General features: G+C 72.0%; 8 protein-coding genes. 6 read left to right on the top strand and 2 right to left on the bottom strand.

Going from position 1 to position 16,187, the window contains the following annotated elements:
• Positions 1–4,215, bottom strand: a complete 4,215-nt coding sequence (locus BBK14_RS05150) for a HAMP domain-containing protein (protein WP_071060048.1) — start codon at positions 4,213–4,215, stop codon at positions 1–3.
• A gap of 557 nt (positions 4,216–4,772) precedes the next feature.
• Between BBK14_RS05150 and BBK14_RS05145 the strand changes: the two genes are divergently transcribed.
• The 4 genes from BBK14_RS05145 (at position 4,773) to BBK14_RS05125 (ending at position 10,974) form a co-directional block, all read left to right on the top strand.
• Complete coding sequence (locus BBK14_RS05145) at positions 4,773–7,199, top strand: SpoIIE family protein phosphatase (RefSeq protein ID WP_071060047.1); 2,427 nt, start codon at positions 4,773–4,775, stop codon at positions 7,197–7,199.
• A gap of 265 nt (positions 7,200–7,464) precedes the next feature.
• On the top strand, positions 7,465–7,908 hold the full coding sequence (locus tag BBK14_RS05140; protein WP_071060046.1) for an ATP-binding protein: 444 nt from the start codon (positions 7,465–7,467) through the stop codon (positions 7,906–7,908).
• Positions 7,909–8,521: 613 nt separating this feature from the next.
• Positions 8,522–9,103: a class I SAM-dependent methyltransferase gene (locus tag BBK14_RS34640; protein WP_241831147.1), complete on the top strand. Its 582-nt coding sequence runs from the start codon at positions 8,522–8,524 to the stop codon at positions 9,101–9,103.
• Positions 9,104–9,309: 206 nt separating this feature from the next.
• Positions 9,310–10,974: a TAXI family TRAP transporter solute-binding subunit gene (locus BBK14_RS05125; RefSeq protein ID WP_071060043.1), complete on the top strand. Its 1,665-nt coding sequence runs from the start codon at positions 9,310–9,312 to the stop codon at positions 10,972–10,974.
• Positions 10,975–11,532: 558 nt separating this feature from the next.
• Here BBK14_RS05125 and BBK14_RS05120 read toward each other — a convergent pair.
• On the bottom strand, positions 11,533–12,870 hold the full coding sequence (locus tag BBK14_RS05120; RefSeq protein WP_071060042.1) for a type III PLP-dependent enzyme: 1,338 nt from the start codon (positions 12,868–12,870) through the stop codon (positions 11,533–11,535).
• A gap of 367 nt (positions 12,871–13,237) precedes the next feature.
• Between BBK14_RS05120 and BBK14_RS05115 the strand changes: the two genes are divergently transcribed.
• A complete protein-coding gene (locus tag BBK14_RS05115; protein ID WP_071060041.1) occupies positions 13,238–14,656 on the top strand; it encodes a diaminobutyrate--2-oxoglutarate transaminase family protein in 1,419 nt (472 codons plus the stop codon).
• Positions 14,653–16,119 (top strand): pyridoxal phosphate-dependent decarboxylase family protein, encoded by a 1,467-nt coding sequence (locus BBK14_RS05110; protein ID WP_071060040.1) that lies wholly within the window; start codon positions 14,653–14,655, stop codon positions 16,117–16,119. The genes BBK14_RS05115 and BBK14_RS05110 overlap by 4 nt, the downstream gene beginning before the upstream one ends.
• Positions 16,120–16,187 lie beyond the last annotated feature (68 nt).

Raw genomic sequence — 16,187 nt, 5'->3', positions numbered from 1 at the left:
TCACAGATACGACCGCATCACTCCGAGGAGGTGATCAAGGTCTACCGGCTTGGTGATGTAGTCGCTCGCACCGGCGGAAATGCTCTTCTCCCGGTCACCGGGCATCGCCTTCGCGGTCAGCACGAGGATCGGCAGCGCCGCGAAGGCCGGCATCGCACGGATCTCCGACGTGGTCTCGTTGCCGTCCATGCCCGGGAGCATGACGTCCATCAGCACCAGGTGCACCGGCGCGTTGTCCTGCTGCAGCATTCGGATGGCGTCGTGGCCGTTGTCGGCGTAGAGCACCCGCATGCCGTGCATCTCCAGCGCGCTGGTCAGGGCGAACACGTTGCGGACGTCGTCGTCGACCACCAGGATGCTGGCGCCCACGAGCGGGTCGCCGCCGTCCAGGTTCGTCGTCGGCGGCCGCGCGGGCGCCTGTGGGTCGGTGAGGAACGGGGTGCCCTCGGCGGGCGTCCGGTCGCCGGCTGCGTCGGTGCCGCCGCGGCCCGACCACGAGGTGCGCGACAATCGGCGGGCCACCTTGGGCTCGACGGGCCGGCCGGGCGCTCCGTAGACCCGTTCGCCGTCACGTTGCCTGCCKGTGCCCGCCCCGTTGGACGTGCCGGCAGGAGCCGGGCCGGCGCCCTCCCGGTGCGCCGCGTCACCGGGCGACTCCGGCGCCGCCGGCCTGCGCTCCGCCGGGACGAGCGCGGCCCGCTCGACGCCGGCCAGCACCGGCCCACGACCGTCGTCCCCGCCGTCGGCCCGTGACCGCGGCTGGACGGCACCGTCCACGATCATGAGGACGCCGTCGGGCTCGCCGGGGTGGGGGCCCGCGGGTGCCTCCGGAGGCATCACCGACGGGACGAACAGGGTGAACGTGCTGCCCTGCCCGATCTGACTGGAGACGGCGATCGACCCGCCCAGCAGGCGGGCGATCTCCTTGCTGATCGACAGCCCCAGGCCGGTACCGCCGTAGCGGCGCGAGGTCGTGCCGTCCGCCTGCTGGAAGGCCTCGAAGATCATCCTGAGTTTCTCGGCCGCGACCCCGATGCCGGTGTCGGTGACGGCGAAGGACAGCACCATCGGCGCCGAGCGCAGGCTGGGCGCGACGAACGGGGTGTCGGGCGAGGCGACGGCGACGTCCAGCCGGACGGTGCCGGCGTCGGTGAACTTGACCGCGTTCGACAGCAGGTTCTTGAGCACCTGCTGGATGCGCTGCTCGTCGGTGACGAACTCGTCCGGCACGTCCTCGGTGACGCTGATCTCGAAGGTGAGGCCCTTCTCCTCGGCGGTGGGCCCGAACACGCCCGCCACCGCGTCGCACAGCGCGGCGGTGCGCACCGGGCCGGCGTCGACGTTCATCTTGCCGGCCTCGACCTTGGAGAGGTCGAGGATGTCGTTGATCAGCCCGAGCAGCTCCGAGCCGGCGGAGTGGATCGTCTCGGCGAAGTCGATCTGCTTCTGGCTCAGGTTGTGGTCGGGGTTGTCGGCCAGCAGCTTGGCGAGGATGAGCAGGCTGTTCAGCGGGGTGCGCAGCTCGTGGCTCATGTTCGCCAGGAACTCCGACTTGTACTGCGAGGACAGCGCGAGCTGCTCGGCCTTCTCCTCGAGCCCGATCCGGGCCAGCTCGATCTCCTGGTTCTTCTCCTCCAGCAGCGCCGCCTTCTCCTCCAGCTCGTTGTTCGTGCGCTGGAGTTCGACGGACTGCGAGCGCAGCTCCTGGGTCAGCCGCTGCGACTGGGCGAGCAGCTCCTCGGTGCGGGCGTTCGCCATGATCGTGTTCAGGACGACGCCGATGGTGTCGACGAGCTGGTCGACGAGCGTGAGGTGCAGGTCGGAGAACGGAGTGAAAGAGGCCAGTTCGATCACACCGAGAACCTGGTTCTCGAAGATGACCGGAACGACGACCAGGTCGCACGGCGGCGCCTCGCCCAGGCCGCTGCGGATGTTGAGGTAGCCGGCGGGCACGTCCTCGACCCGGATGCGCTTCTTCTCCAGCGCCGCCTGGCCGATGAGGCCCTCGCCGAACAGGAACGTGCCGTCCGAGCGGCGCCGCGGCACCGAGCCGTAGCCGGCGACGTAGCGCAGCTTGTCGCCCTCGATGAAGTCGAGCAGGTAGACCGTACCCTGCTGGGCGTTCACGGCCGGCGTCATCTCACTGATGATCATCTGGCAGACGGTGTAGAGGTCGCGCTGGCCCTGCATCTTGCTGCCGATGAGGGCCAGGTTCGACTTGAGCCAGTCCTGCTGGGCGTTGACCTCGGTGGTCTCCCGCAGCCGGGCGATCATCTGGTTGATGTTGTCCTTGAGCTCGGCGACCTCGCCCTCGGCCTCCACCGTGATGGAGCGGGTCAGGTCACCGCGGGTCACCGCGGTGGACACGTCGCCGATCGCGCGGAGCTGGATCGTCAGCGTCGACGCGAGCTGGTTGACGTTGTCGGTCAGGTCTTTCCAGGTGCCCGCGACACCGGCGACCGTGGCCTGGCCGCCCAGCTTGCCCTCGACGCCCACCTCGCGGCCGACCCGGGTGATCTCGGCCGCGAAGGACGAGAGCTGGTCGACCATCGTGTTGACGGTGTCCTTCAGCTCGGCGATCTCGCCCTGCGCGGTGACGGTGATCTTCTGCGAGAGGTCACCGCGGGCCACCGCCCTGGTCACCGCGGAGATGTTGCGGACCTGGCCGGTGAGGTTGCCGGCCATCGAGTTCACCGACTCGGTGAGATCCCGCCACACCCCGGAGACCCCCCGAACGTGCGCCTGACCACCCAGGTTGCCCTCGGTACCGACCTCCCAGGCCACCCGGGTCACCTCGTCGGCGAACGACGAGAGCTGGTCGACCATGGTGTTCAGGGTTTCCTTGAGCTCGAGGATCTCACCCTGCGCGGTGACGGTGATCTTCTGCGAGAGGTCACCGCGGGCCACCGCCGTCGCGACCAGGGCGATGTTGCGGACCTGGCTGGTCAGGTTGCCGGCCATCGAGTTCACCGACTCGGTGAGATCCCGCCACACCCCGGAGACCCCCCGAACGTGCGCCTGACCACCCAGGTTGCCCTCGGTACCGACCTCCCAGGCCACCCGGGTCACCTCGTCGGCGAACGACGAGAGCTGGTCGACCATCGTGTTCAGGGTGTGCGCGAGACCCGCCACCTCGCCGCGGGCGTCGACGGTGATCTGGCGGGTCAGGTCACCGCGGGCCACCGCGGCGGCGACCTCGGCGATGCTGCGCACCTGGGTGGTGAGGTTGCCGGCCATGACGTTCACCGAGTCGGTGAGATCACGCCACACCCCGGAGACACCCTTGACCTGGGCCTGGCCGCCGAGCTTGCCCTCGGTGCCGACCTCCTTGGCCATTCGGGTGACCTCGTCGGCGAACGCGGAGAGCTGGTCCACCATCGTGTTGACGGTCGACTTCAGCTCGTGGATCTCACCGCGCGCGTCGACCGTGATCTTCTGCGACAGGTCACCCTGCGCCACCGCCGTGGTCACCTGGGCGATGTTGCGGACCTGGCTGGTCAGGTTGCCGGCCATCGAGTTCACTGACTCGGTCAGGTCCCGCCAGACCCCGGAGACCCCCATGACCTTGGCCTGGCCACCGAGGTTGCCCTCGGTACCGACCTCCTTCGCCACCCGGGTCACCTCGTCGGCGAACGACGAGAGCTGGTCCACCATCGTGTTGACGGTTGTGCCGATCCGGAGGAACTCGCCACGCACCGGCTGCCCGGCGATCTCCAGCGCCATCTGCTGGGAGAGGTCACCCTCCGCCACCGCGGCGATGACCCTGGCGACCTCGTGGGTGGGCCGGGCCAGGTCGTCGATGAGCGAGTTCACCGAGAGCGTGAGCTCGTCCCAGCCGCCACTGCCACCAAGGTCGTCCATTCGCAGGGTGAGACGACCGTCACGTCGAATTACCTTGCTCACCCTGGAAACCTCGCGGGCGTGCCGCTCCTGCATCCCGGCGAGCTCGTTGAACCGGCGGGCGACGTCCCCGCCGACGCCGTCACCGATCGGCAGCCGGACGCCGAACTCGCCGTCGACGAGCCGGTCGAGCCCGGTGAGCAGGCTGGAGAGCAGGGCGTCCGTGCCACCGCCGGGCCCCGTGGCGGCGCCCGTGCCCGTGCTGTTCACCGCGGCGTTCACCGGCAGGGTGGCCGTGGCGCCCGCGGGCGGGCCACCGGAATCCCCGGCACTCGCGGGGAACTGCTGGCGGTCGGGGCTCGCGTCGGCGCTCATCAGTCTCCTACCTTGCCTGTGACGGTGGAATTATCGGGGCTGCGAACCGCTTCAAAACGACTCCGGCACCGACGTCGGTGGGTTCGGTGACCACCCCGTGGGGTGCGCGACCAGGCCCGGGCCGCTGCCGGCGGAGGGCGGGCAGCTGTCGGGTCGGCGGCTGTCGGGTCGGTGTACATGCGGCTCGCATCCGTTCGGCTGGCTCCTGGGGATCGGACGGGACTGGCCTGTGCGGGTTCGGTCGCTGGTGGTCGGGCTGCTGGTCGTCGGGTCGCTGGTGGTCCGGCTTGTGGGGCGCCGGCCCGCGGGGGGCCGTCGGCAGTGTGGTCCAGATCCGGCGGCGGACGGGCGTGGGGCGGTCAGTGGTGCGGAATGCATCCGTGGAGGGGAGGTGTGATGGTGTCGTGCGGTCGATCCGGACTGTGGTTCTGCCGTGGACTTTTGCCCCCAGCTGAGCAACTTCACGCTGCACAACTTCATGACAAGAGCGCTCGGACCGAACGCACCAGCCGCCAGTATCCGCCTTACCGAGGACAACGCAGGAGAGACTGAGCCACATGAACGCCGACCCCGCGGCACAGGCCGGAGACCGGCGCACTCCACCGCGTTCGGTCGCCCTCCCGCCGACCGCCGACTCACCCCGGTCGGCGCGGCGGTTCGTGCAGGAGACGCTGCGCGGCAGGCTGGACGAGGACACGCTGGATTCGGCGCTGCTGCTGGTCACCGAGCTGGTCACCAACGTGGTCGTGCACGCCGGCACGGTCGCGACGGTCGACGTCGCCGAGGAGCACGGCAGCGTGCGGGTGGCCGTGGGCGACCGCCATCCCGTGCGCATCGGCGTCGGCCGGCGCGAGACGGCCGTGCGCCGGCCGCAGCCCACCGACCCCGACGAGGACATCGAAAGCCTGGAGAGCCTGGAAGGACTTGAAGGGTTCGAGACGATCGGCGGCGGCACGGCCGGCATCGACGGCCTGCGTGAGGACGGACGCGGGCTGGCCCTCGTAGACGCGCTCGCCGGCTCCTGGGGAACGGAGCACGTGGCCGGGGGGAAGACGGTCTGGTTCCGGCTGGAATCCCGGCGGCGGGAGGACCCGCGGCGGTCGGCCTCGCTGGACGACGTCCATTCCGCGCCGAGCATCACCCACGATCCGGTACCCCCACAGCCCACGCCTTCGGGCCCTCCTCCGGGCCCGCTCGGCGCGTCGCCTGTCGACGATCTCCTGATGACCACCGCCGGCGCCGGTACCACCACGGTGACGGCCCGGGCGCCAACGGCGATGTCGACCCGGATGCCCCGGCTGCTGGCCCGCGACACCGCGCGGGCGCTGACCGCCGAGGGCGAGGTCTCCGAACTGCTCGCCCAGCTGCTGGACGCCGTCCCGGCCGTCGGTGGCCGGGTACAGCGCCCCTCGCAGGACGGTGTGCGCACCGAGACGGTGGCCACGCTCGGGCGTACCGGGCCGAGCGCCGACGCACGGGTGTTCGCCCTGGACCCGACGCAGGACAGCCTCGGCGAGCTCCTGCTGTGGCCGTACCGCGCCGCGGACGACCGCCCGGCCGGCGTGCCCGGCGAGCCCGGCGAGCCCGGCGAGCCCGACGAGCCCGACGAGCCTGGCGAGCCCGACGCGGGCCACGAGCCTGGCAACGGCGCCCACCACGCCGCCGTCCACCACGCCGAATTCGACCGCGACCCGTTCGACATCGAGCGGATCCAGCTCGTCTCGCGGTGGATGGCGCTGGCGCTCGGCGGCGGCGACATGCGGCGCGCGGAGGAGCGCCGCATCGGGATGCTGTCCTTCCTCGCCGAGGCGTCCGACCTGCTCGCGGGCAGCCTGGATCTCACCCACTCGCTGACGCTGCTCGCCCGGCTGCCGGTCCCCCGCCTCGCGCAGTGGTGCGCGGTGTACCTCAACCGGGACGACGCCGGCCCGAAGCTCCAGGCGGTCGGGCATGCCGAGGAGTCGGAGACCGCGGCGCTGAACGAGGCCGCCGTCGACCCGGACGGCGCGCTCATGGYCGCCGTACGCGCCGCCCGTGGGGACCAGGTGCAGACCGTCACGGCGTTCGGCGGGCCGGCACTCGTCGTCGTCCTGCAGGCGCGCCGGCGGGTGCTCGGCGTGCTCGCGCTCGGCCGCTCGGCCGGGCACACCTTCCTCGCGGACGAGATCGACCTGCTCGCGGACCTGGCCCGGCGCGCGTCGTTCGCCGTGGACAAYGCCCGGCTCTACAGCCGCCAGGTGGAGCTCGCCGGCACCCTGCAGGCCGGCCTGCGCCCGCCGGCGCTGCCCCGCATCCCCGGGATGGATCTCGGCTCCGCCTACGGCGCCGCGCAGTCCGCCGGTCTGGACGTCGGCGGGGACTTCTTCGACCTGATCTCCGGCCCGACCGGCTGGACGGTGGCCATCGGCGACGTCTGCGGCAAGGGCGCGGAGGCCGCCACCGTCACCGGTGTGGCCCGTGCCGTGCTCCGCCTGCTCACCGGGCGGGGCGCGGACCTCGAGGAGCTGCTGGTCGAGCTGAACCGGGCACTGCGGGACACCGCCACCTCGCACCCGAACGGGCATGGCCGGTTCTGCACACTGGCCGCCGCGTCGCTGCTGCCGTCCGAGACCGACGGCGCCCGGCTGCGCCTGCACCTCGCCGGGCACCCGCAGCCGGTCGTCCTGCACAAGGACGGCACGGCCTCACTCGTCGGCCGGACAGGCACGCTGCTGGGCGTGCTCGACGACGGCGAGACGTCCTTCCCCGGCCTGGACCTGCACCTGCACGCCGGGGAGTCCCTGGTGCTCTACACCGACGGGGTGGTGGAGGCGCGCCGCGGGCGCGAGCTGTTCGGCGACCAGCGGCTGGTCGACGCGGTCGCCGGCTGCGCGGGCCTGTCCGCGCAGGGGGTGGCCGACCGGCTGCTCACGGCCGCCGAGCGTTTCGCCGGTGGCAACCTGCGCGACGACGTCGCGATCCTGGTCACCCGGGTCGCGGACTGACCTCGGTCCCGGCCGGCCCTCGCCGGCCGCTCGCGGGCCGGCCGCTCGCCGGCCCGTCGCGGACCGGTCGCTCACCGCCCGGCGACGCCCCGGAGTGAAGGCGGTTCGCCGGTGTGGTGAACTGGTTGGAGCACCGATGACACAACACCCGCCAATGGCCCCAACGCCATTGCCGGACGTTCGTCACACAACACCGCGTAGGAGATTGCTCAGGCGATCCGATGGGTAGGCGGTCCGGGATGTCCCCGTTCAGACATGGTGATCGATGAGTCCTACGTCGGTTCCGATGAACGTGGTGCGGCAGGCGAGTTCGTGTCGCCCACCGGCCACGCACATCCTCGCCGAGCTGCCCTACCTGCCGTCCGCCGTCCCGCAGGCGCGGCGGGTCCTCCGTGAGTGCCTGGTTCTGACCGGCCTGCCCGACGACACGCAGTGCACCGCCGAGCTGCTGGTCAGTGAACTCGTCACCAACGCGGTCAAGTACGGGCGGCCACCGGTGTGGCTGCTGGTCGAGCTGCGGCCGGGCCTCGTCCACGCCTCGGTCTCGGACACGTCGACCACCCTGCCGCAGCGCCGCGAGGCCGACCCGGACGCCGAGGGCGGCCGCGGCCTGCTCGTCCTGGACGCCCTGGCCGGCAGCTGGGGCGCGGTGTCGGTGGAGTCCGGCAAGTACCTCTGGTTCGACCTCCCGGTCATCCGGACGGCCTAGCCGAGGCGGCGGGCCCTGGCGATCGTCGATCATCTCCGGGAAGAGACCACGGTCGACGATCGCTGGGGCGGGGGCGATCGCCCCCGTCACCAGTAGCTACCAGGAAAAAGCGGCTTGCATCGACCCCGCGAGATCGGGTCAAAAGCGCTTCCCGCCCCTGTTACAGGGGGATCCGTGGTACCTGGAAGTGCGGGAACGTATCTCCCCTGCAAATCCACTTGCCGAGCGGCTAGGAACGCAGAATTATGGCAATGATCACGTCCGTGTAGGTTCCGGGACTCGGGTCCGTGTCACCAGACGCCAAGTAGGTCCCGACGCGTCACGGTTCGCAAGGTCCGGGCGCGCCTGACCAGCTATTTCGCGGATGCGGGCCACCGCCTCGCGGGCCTTCCGGGCCGGTAGACCCAGCCTTTCGGTGGATGCTTCTTCATCGACAGGGGACCTGAGCTGCGGTAACGCGCCAGTTGGCGTCTGGTGACATGGACCCGAGTCCCGGGCCGTGTACTGCGCCTCCTGCTGGGAATCGATGGGCACCCGGCCCCGCCCACGGCTACCCCGCCCGCCAGGCCGCGATCGCCCTCACCGAGGACTGCACCTGGCCTGAGCGGTCGGTATGGGAGGTCGGCGACCATGCCGACGCCCACAACGAGACGACCAGGGCGCTGACGTTCTCGACCGCCAGCCGCTGGAGCGTGCGCTGCTGGCTGCGTTCGCCGACATCGTGCGCGATCTCGCCGGCCCGGTCGCAGACCTTGGCTGCGGGCCCGGCTATGCGACGGCCTACCTGCACACGTTGGGGCTGGACGTGTTCGGTGTGGATCTGTCGGCGCCAATGGTCACCTTGGCCCGAAGCTCTCATCCAGGGCTGCGGTTCGAGGTGGGCACGATGACCGCGCTGGACCTGCCGGACCGCACGCTCGGCGGTGCCCTCTGCCGCTACTCGCTCATCCACACCCCGCCCGCCGACATCCCCGCCAGGCTGGTGAGCCAGGCAGGGCTTGTCGAGGTCGCCCGGCTCGTACGAGCACCAGTGGAAGAGAACGAGGCCGGCAGGCACAGCTGCTGGCCCGCCGTCTCAGCGACTGACCTGCCAGAAAGCACGGCCGGAACCCTGCCATTTACCGGGGTCGATCACACCTCGCCCGCTCACAGTCCCCGCCACAGCACCACCCCGGCCACGGCGAGCGGGGGGTAGGTGGCCCGCAGCGCCGGCCGGGTCGTTTTCCTGCCGGTCTGCTTGTCAGGGGGAGCGCGTGCCCGCGGCTCGCCACGGCATGATCGTTTCGCCAGGTTCGCCGGCTGGGGGCCGCGCCGTCCTTGATCGGCGGGTTGGACCTGCCCGCCGCTTGCCGTTGCAGCCGCTGGGCCGGTGTGTCGCTGTGGGTGGCAGGATCAGGCAGTATGTCCATCACGGGGGCAGGCGCACAGTGGGATTTCTTCGTTTCGTACACCAAGGATGACCGGCCGTGGGCGGAGTGGGTGGCCTGGCAGCTGGAGGTGGAGGCCGGCTACAGCGTGCTGGTCGAGGCCTGGGACTTCGTGCCTGGGGCGAACTGGGTAACGCGCATGCAGCAGGGCGTCGCTCAGGCGCAGCGCACCATCGCGCTGTTGTCGAACGCCTACCTTCGCTCGGTCTACGGGCAGGCGGTGTGGCAAGCCGCGTACGCCGCCGACCCCCTTGGCTTCAACCGCAAGCTCGTGCCGATCCGGCTGGAGGACTGCCCCCGTCCGGGGCTACTCGGACAGATCGTCCCGATCGACCTGTTCGACCGCTATCCCGCCGACGCCGCCCGTCAACACCTCCTCGACACCATCGCCACGACACTGAACGGAACGGCGAAGCAACTGGCCTCGCCGGCCTCCCCGGGCACACCGCCGCCTTTCCCCGGCACACCTCCGGACAAAGGACAGTCCCCGCCGCTGTCCCCTCCCACTGGCGTGGGCAGCGAGAAAAAGCCACCGGCCGAACCGCCTCCCCCGAATCCTCGCTCGCGGTGGGCTCTGGCTGCCCTCGCGCTGGTCGTGGTTGTTGCGATCGTTGTCACGGTGTGGCTGGTATGGCTGCGTGACAGTCCGTCGCCGGTGGGGGACTGCGAGAAGGTCTCGGTGCTGACCGGTCAGGTGGACAGTCCCTACTACAGGTACGGCGAGGTGCTGGCCGGGTTGGTCCACGCCGCCTATCCCGGCACGACCGTGGACGTGATATCGACCGGTGGGAGCGCCCATAACCTGAGCAGCGTCGGTCACCAGATGGCCCGGTGCACCGTGTCAATCGTCCAGTTCACGACGGCGGTCGACGCGCGTTACGGGGCGTCGCAGTTCGCCGGCTCACCGATCGAGGGGCTGCGTTCGGTCGGACCGCTGTGGTTCGACCTGCTGCAGCTGGTCGTGCGGGAGGACTCCGACATCACCACCGCGGATCAGCTCTGTTCCGGGAGGGGCGTGGCCAGCGGGCTTCTGGACTCCGGGACCGAGCAGATCGGGCAGGTTCTCTTCCGTCAGATCGAGACTGCGGCTGGCTGCTCGATCGCGACCAAGCCAACGAAACTGGCTGACGGGTTGGCCGAGCTCCGTGCCGGGCGTGTCGACGCGGTGCTGTGGGCCGGCGGGGTACCGACCGAGGAGATCCGCCGGGAGGCGATAGACGGGGTGGGTCTGCGCATGCTGCCACTCGAGGAGTATCGGGACGCCATGCAGGATGAGTGGGACATCTACTACGGGTCCCGGGCAGGGACCAATTTCGTCGCCGGGCCGGTGTACGACATCGAAACCATCCGACCACAGGACTATCCGGGTATCAGGACGACGTCCACGGTCGCCGTGCCCAACGGGATCGTGGCGAACGAGGCCGCGGACCCGGACCTGGTCAGATACGTCGCACAAGCGCTGATCGAGCAGCGCACCGCCTTCGAACGCGTGTTGTGGCCCGACGGCGGAGGCCAGGGCTTCCGGACCGGCGCCCAGACGGTAGGAACCAGCCCCTTCTACTGCCTCGTATCCCTGCATCCCGGAGCCAAGAAGTACTACCAGTCCGCAGGCATCAGCCCGCGCTGCCCGACCTCCTGATCAACGACGAAGCGCCCGCCTCGGGGGACGATCAGCGTCAGGTCCGCCGGCGTCGCCGTATCGGGGCAGGTGGGCACAGCGAGTCTGGTAGCCGGTGTGGGCACCTCGCCCTCCGCCCCCCAGGCACTATCTTCCGCGGGCCCGGGGACAACCCGATAGAAGATCCAATCGTCTCGGACGCGGGTACCTGGACGACCAGCTTCTTCGCCCACAGCAGTACGCCACCCGGCCTATACGAAGTCCTCGTCACCGAGGATGCGGGCGGGTGCTCGCTGTCGTTCTCGAAGGTCTTCACAGTGACGGGGTAGGCGTCGTCACCAGGTTCGGCGCGAACCCGACCCCACCCTGGTAGGTCGGGTTCGCGTTCTCGGGGTCTGAGGAACATCGGAACCGAAAACAGCGATAGGGCCTGTGCTGGCCGTGCCGGCAGATCTGAAGATCGCCGCTAGCACGATGCCGAGCAACCGCGGCGGTTGAGTGACAGCCAGGACTCACCCAGCCGCCACGCATCACCGGGCGCCGCGGCCTGACCTGTACAAGTCCGGTTCCCGTACCCGTCTAGTCCACGACGATGCGGTGGGCGCGCGGGTGGCCGAGGAACTCGTGCATCGCGAACTCGTAGCCGTAGGCGCCGGCCATCGGGAAGACGACGACATCCCCGGCGCGCAGCCGGTCGACGGTCACGTCGCGGGCGAGGGTGTCCTCGGGAGTGCACAGCTCCCCCACCACGGTCACCCGGCCCGCGGTCACCTCCGGCCGGGGCCAGCCGCGCGGCCAGTCGCCCCGCGGGACGACGGCGAAGTTGTGGACGATCTCCCAGGAGGTCGGGAGCTGGAAGTGGTGGATGCCGCCACGCAGAACCGCGAAGGCGCCGCCGTGGACCACCTTGACGTCGGTCACCTCGGCCGCGTACCAGCCGCAGTCGGCCACCAGCGCCCGGCCGGGCTCGAAGACCACCTGGACGCCGGCCGGGGGGTGCAGCCGGTCCAGGCCGGCGCCGAAGACGCCCAGGTCGAAGGGGCGCTCGCCGAGCCGATCGGGCTCGAAGGGCACTCCGAAGCCGCCGCCGACGTCCACCACCCGCAGGTCGACCCCGCCCAGGCGGGCCTGCCGGACGGCGAAGTCCAGGCACCACCGCACATAGTCCAGGTGGGCGGCGGCGTCGAGGTTCCCCGACACCGCGTGAACGTGGAAGCCGACCAGGTCGATCCACGGCAGCGAGCGGGCGAGCTCCACCGCTGCGGGCACGTCCCGCTCCTGGATTCCGAAGGCGGTCGGGCGCCCGCCCATCCGCAGCGAGCCGGGGAGGCCGACGCGGGCCGGGTTCACCCGCAGCGCGACGGCGGCCCGCCGCCCCGTCTCCGCCGCCACGGCGTCGATCCGCCGCAGTTCCAGCGGGCTCTCGGCGTTGACGACGTCGACCGAGGCGCCCCCCGCCGGCTCCGCGCCGAGGAGCGCGCGCAGCAGGCTCCCCGACTTGCCCGGCCCGGACGCCACCAGCCGCGCCCCGCCGGACGGGTGCTGCCCGGCCGCCCGCAGCGCGCCCCGCCGCCGGGCGCGCTCCACGGCCTCGGTGGCCAGGGCGAGCTCGTGCGCGGAGGAGACCTCGAACCCGTCGATCCCGGCCCCGGCGTCGGTGTTCGCGGTTCCGGCGAGCAGGGCGTCGAGGATCGGGGGGAAGGCGTTCGCCTTGACCGCGAAGAGCAGCTCCGCCCAGTCGGGCAGGTGTCGGCGCAGCTCGGCGGCCCGTGCCGCGGCCACCGCCGGCGAGTAGAGGTAGCCGCCGATCTCTCCGCGCCGCGCGGGCCACTCCCGCAGGCACGCGAGCACCGCCGCCGGCAGCCGATCGGGGCCGAGCGCGCGCAGCGGCGCGGCGGAGATGGGGAGATCCAGCACGGCGCACCCTTCCGGCGCCCGTGCGCCCGTGACCAGGACCGCACCCGCTCGGCCCGGTTCCCGCGCGACGTCCGACGTCCCGACATGTGACGATGACGGGGTTGATGCGCAACGCGCAAGCCCGGCGACGTTACGAGCAGCTGCCACGGGCCGCCGAGGGTGACGTACGACCAACCGGAGGTCACCGGAAACGAGCCGTTTCCAGCCCTGGGCGACCGTAACCTTACGAAGGGCAACATTTTCGTACGGGTAACCGCGGCCACGAGGGCAGCCACGAGAGGAAGACCTCTGCTCGTTCACAGGCCGGGGATCGGGAATGAATTAAGTTAACCTTCCTTGACCCGGCCCGTTCGAAGGGGAATCGCCCGTGACGACGATCTCGCCAGCCGATGTCGGCGTCGGCCCCGACGGCGCGGATCCCGCCGTGGCGCCGGCGATCCTGGCCCGGCAGGAGGCCCGCGAATCGGCCGCCCGCACCTACGCCCGCTCCCTGCCGATCGTGCCGGTCGAGGCGGCGGGCTGTTGGATCGTGGGTGCCGACGGACGACGCTACCTGGACTTCCTCGCCGGTGCCGGCACCCTGGCCGTCGGCCACAACCACCCGGTGGTCGTCGAGGAGATCGAGCGGGTCCTGCGCTCGGGTGCCCCGCTGCACGCCCTCGACATCGCCACCCCGGAGAAGGACGCGTTCACCGAGGAGCTGGTGGGCGACCTGCCGCCCGGGCTGCGGGAGGACCCGAAGCTGCTGTTCTGCGGGCCGACCGGCGCGGACGCCGTCGAGGCGGCGCTGAAGCTGGCGCAGACGGTCACCGGGCACCACAACGTGCTCGCCTTCACCGGCGCCTACCACGGGATGACGTCCGGAGCCCTCGCCGTGACCGGCAAGGTCGCCGCGAAGGAGCCGCTGCCGGTCGCCGGGGCGGTCGTCCGGCTGCCGTTCCCCTACCCCTACCGCTGCCCGTTCGGGGTCGGCGGCGCGGCGAGCGCGGAGATCTCGGCCAGCTACGTCGAGCGGCTGCTCGACGACTCGTGCGGCGGGATCACCAGCCCGGCGGCGATGATCCTCGAGCCGGTGCAGGGCGAGGGCGGCGTGATCCCGGCGCCGGACACCTGGCTGCGCGCGATGCGCGAGCTCACCACTCGCCGCGGCATCCCGCTCATCCTGGACGAGGTGCAGACCGGGGTCGGGCGCACCGGCACGTTCTGGGCCTGTGAGCGCGCCGGGGTGGTGCCCGACATGCTCGTCATGTCCAAGGCGATCGGTGGCGGCCTGCCGCTGGCGGTCGTCGCCTACCGCGCCGAGCTGGACACCTGGGCTCCGGGCGCGCACGCCGGCACGTTCCGCGGCAACCAGCTCGCCATGGCCGCCGGGCGCGCCACACTCGAGCTCGTGCGGACGCAGGCCTTGGCCGAGCGCGCGGCCGCGGCCGGCGAGCGGCTGCTGACCGGCCTGGAGAGCATCGCCCGGGGCAAGCCGTTCATCGGCGACGTGCGCGGGCGGGGCCTGATGCTCGGGCTGGAGGTCGTCTCGGCCGAGGCGGCGCCGGACGAGATCGGCGCGCGCCCGGCGGACCCCCGCCTCGCCGCGGCGATCCGGTCCGAGTGCCTCGCCCGTGGTCTGATCATCGAGCTCGGCGGCCGGGACGACGCCGTCCTGCGGCTGCTGCCGCCGCTGACCGTCACCGACGAGGAGGCCGACCTCGCGTTGGAGATCCTCGCGGAGTCCGTTTCCGCGGCGACTGTCACCGCAGCGACTGCAACCGCGGCGACCGAGCAGGCGGGATGACCAGGCCGGGTCACCGCCCGGCCGACGAGTTGCGGGACCTGCTCGGCGTCGCCCTGGGCGCGCTCGACGCGGGCCGCCGCGACCGGGTCGGCCCGCTGCCGGCCGGCGGGCCGGTGGCCGTCCGGCGGGTGGCGCTGGCCGCGCTCGGCGGGGGGCGGCTGCTCACCGCGGCGGGCAGCGGCGAGGCCGCGGCTCTCGACGCCCTCACCCGCATGCTCTCGGCGGGCTCAGCCGACCCCGCCGACCCGTTCTGCGCGGCGCACCTGCACTGCCCGCCGCTGCCCGTCGCCGTAGCCGCCGATCTCGCGGTCAGCGCGCTCAACCCGTCGCTGGACTCCTGGGACCAGGCCCCGGCCGCGACGACGGTCGAGACGGAGGTCGTCGCCGCGCTGGCCGAGCTGGCCGGCCTGGACCCGGCGCGCGCGGTGGGCACGGTGACCACCGGCGGCACCGAGTCCAACCTGATGGGGCTGCTGATCGGCGCCCAGGGCCCCGGTGGCGGTGGTGGTGGTAGCGGCGGCGGGCCGCGGGTCGCCGTCCTCTGCTCGGCGGCCGGCCACCATTCGGTGCGCCGCGGCGCCGAGCTGCTGGGGCTCGGCGAGGTGGTCACCGTCCCGGTCGACGGCGCGCACCGGATGGACGTCGGCGCGCTGCGGGCGGCGCTGGCCGGCCACGGCGGGCCCGCCCTCGTCGTCGCGACGGCGGGCACGACGGACGCGGGCGCCATCGACCCGCTGGGCGAGATCGCCGCGGCGGTGCGTGCGCACCCTGCACCCGGCTGGCTGCACGTGGACGCGGCCCACGGCGGCGGCGCCCTGTTCTCCCACCGGCTGTCCGGGCTGCTCGCCGGACTGGCCGAGGCCGACTCGATCGCCCTCGACCTGCACAAGCTGGGATGGCAACCGGCCCCCGCGGGGATCTTCCTCACCCCGTCCGGCCGCGGGTGGGAGCGGCTGGAGACCGAGGCCGCCTACCTCAACCCCGCCGACGAGACCGCCGCCGGCTACCCGAGCCTGCTGGGCCGGTCGCTTCGCACCACCCGCCGGCCGGACGCGTTCAAGATCGCCGTGACCCTGCGCGCGCTGGGCCGGGACAGGCTCGGCGCCCTGGTGGACGCCTGCCACCGCCTCGCCCGGCACGCCGCGGCCGTCATCGAGGCGGACCAGCGGCTCGCGCTCTCGGCACCGGTGACCCTCAGCACCGTGCTCTTCCGCTACGTCCACGACGTCCACGACCGGGAGACGGGAAGCCAGGAGGCGCTGGACCGGCTGAACGCGGCGATCCGGCTCCGGCTGCTCGCCGAGGGCGCGGCGGTCGTCGGGCGGACCACGGCCGGGGTGGACGGCGCAGTCCACCTCAAGCTGACGCTGCTGAACCCGGCCGCGACGCCGGCCGACGTCACCGCCCTGCTCGCCCTCGTCGCCGCGACCGGCGACCGGCTGGCCGCCGAGCCGGCGGCGTGACCGGCCCGAGCGGTCCCGCCGAGACGTCCACGACGTCCACGACGTCCGCGACGGCTCCGGCAGGCATG

The organism is Parafrankia soli, assembly GCF_001854695.1.
GTDB classification, from domain to species: domain Bacteria; phylum Actinomycetota; class Actinomycetes; order Frankiales; family Frankiaceae; genus Parafrankia; species Parafrankia soli.
The sequence above is the reverse complement of the archived record's forward strand: the minus strand, read 5'-3'. Positions and strand labels throughout refer to the sequence as shown.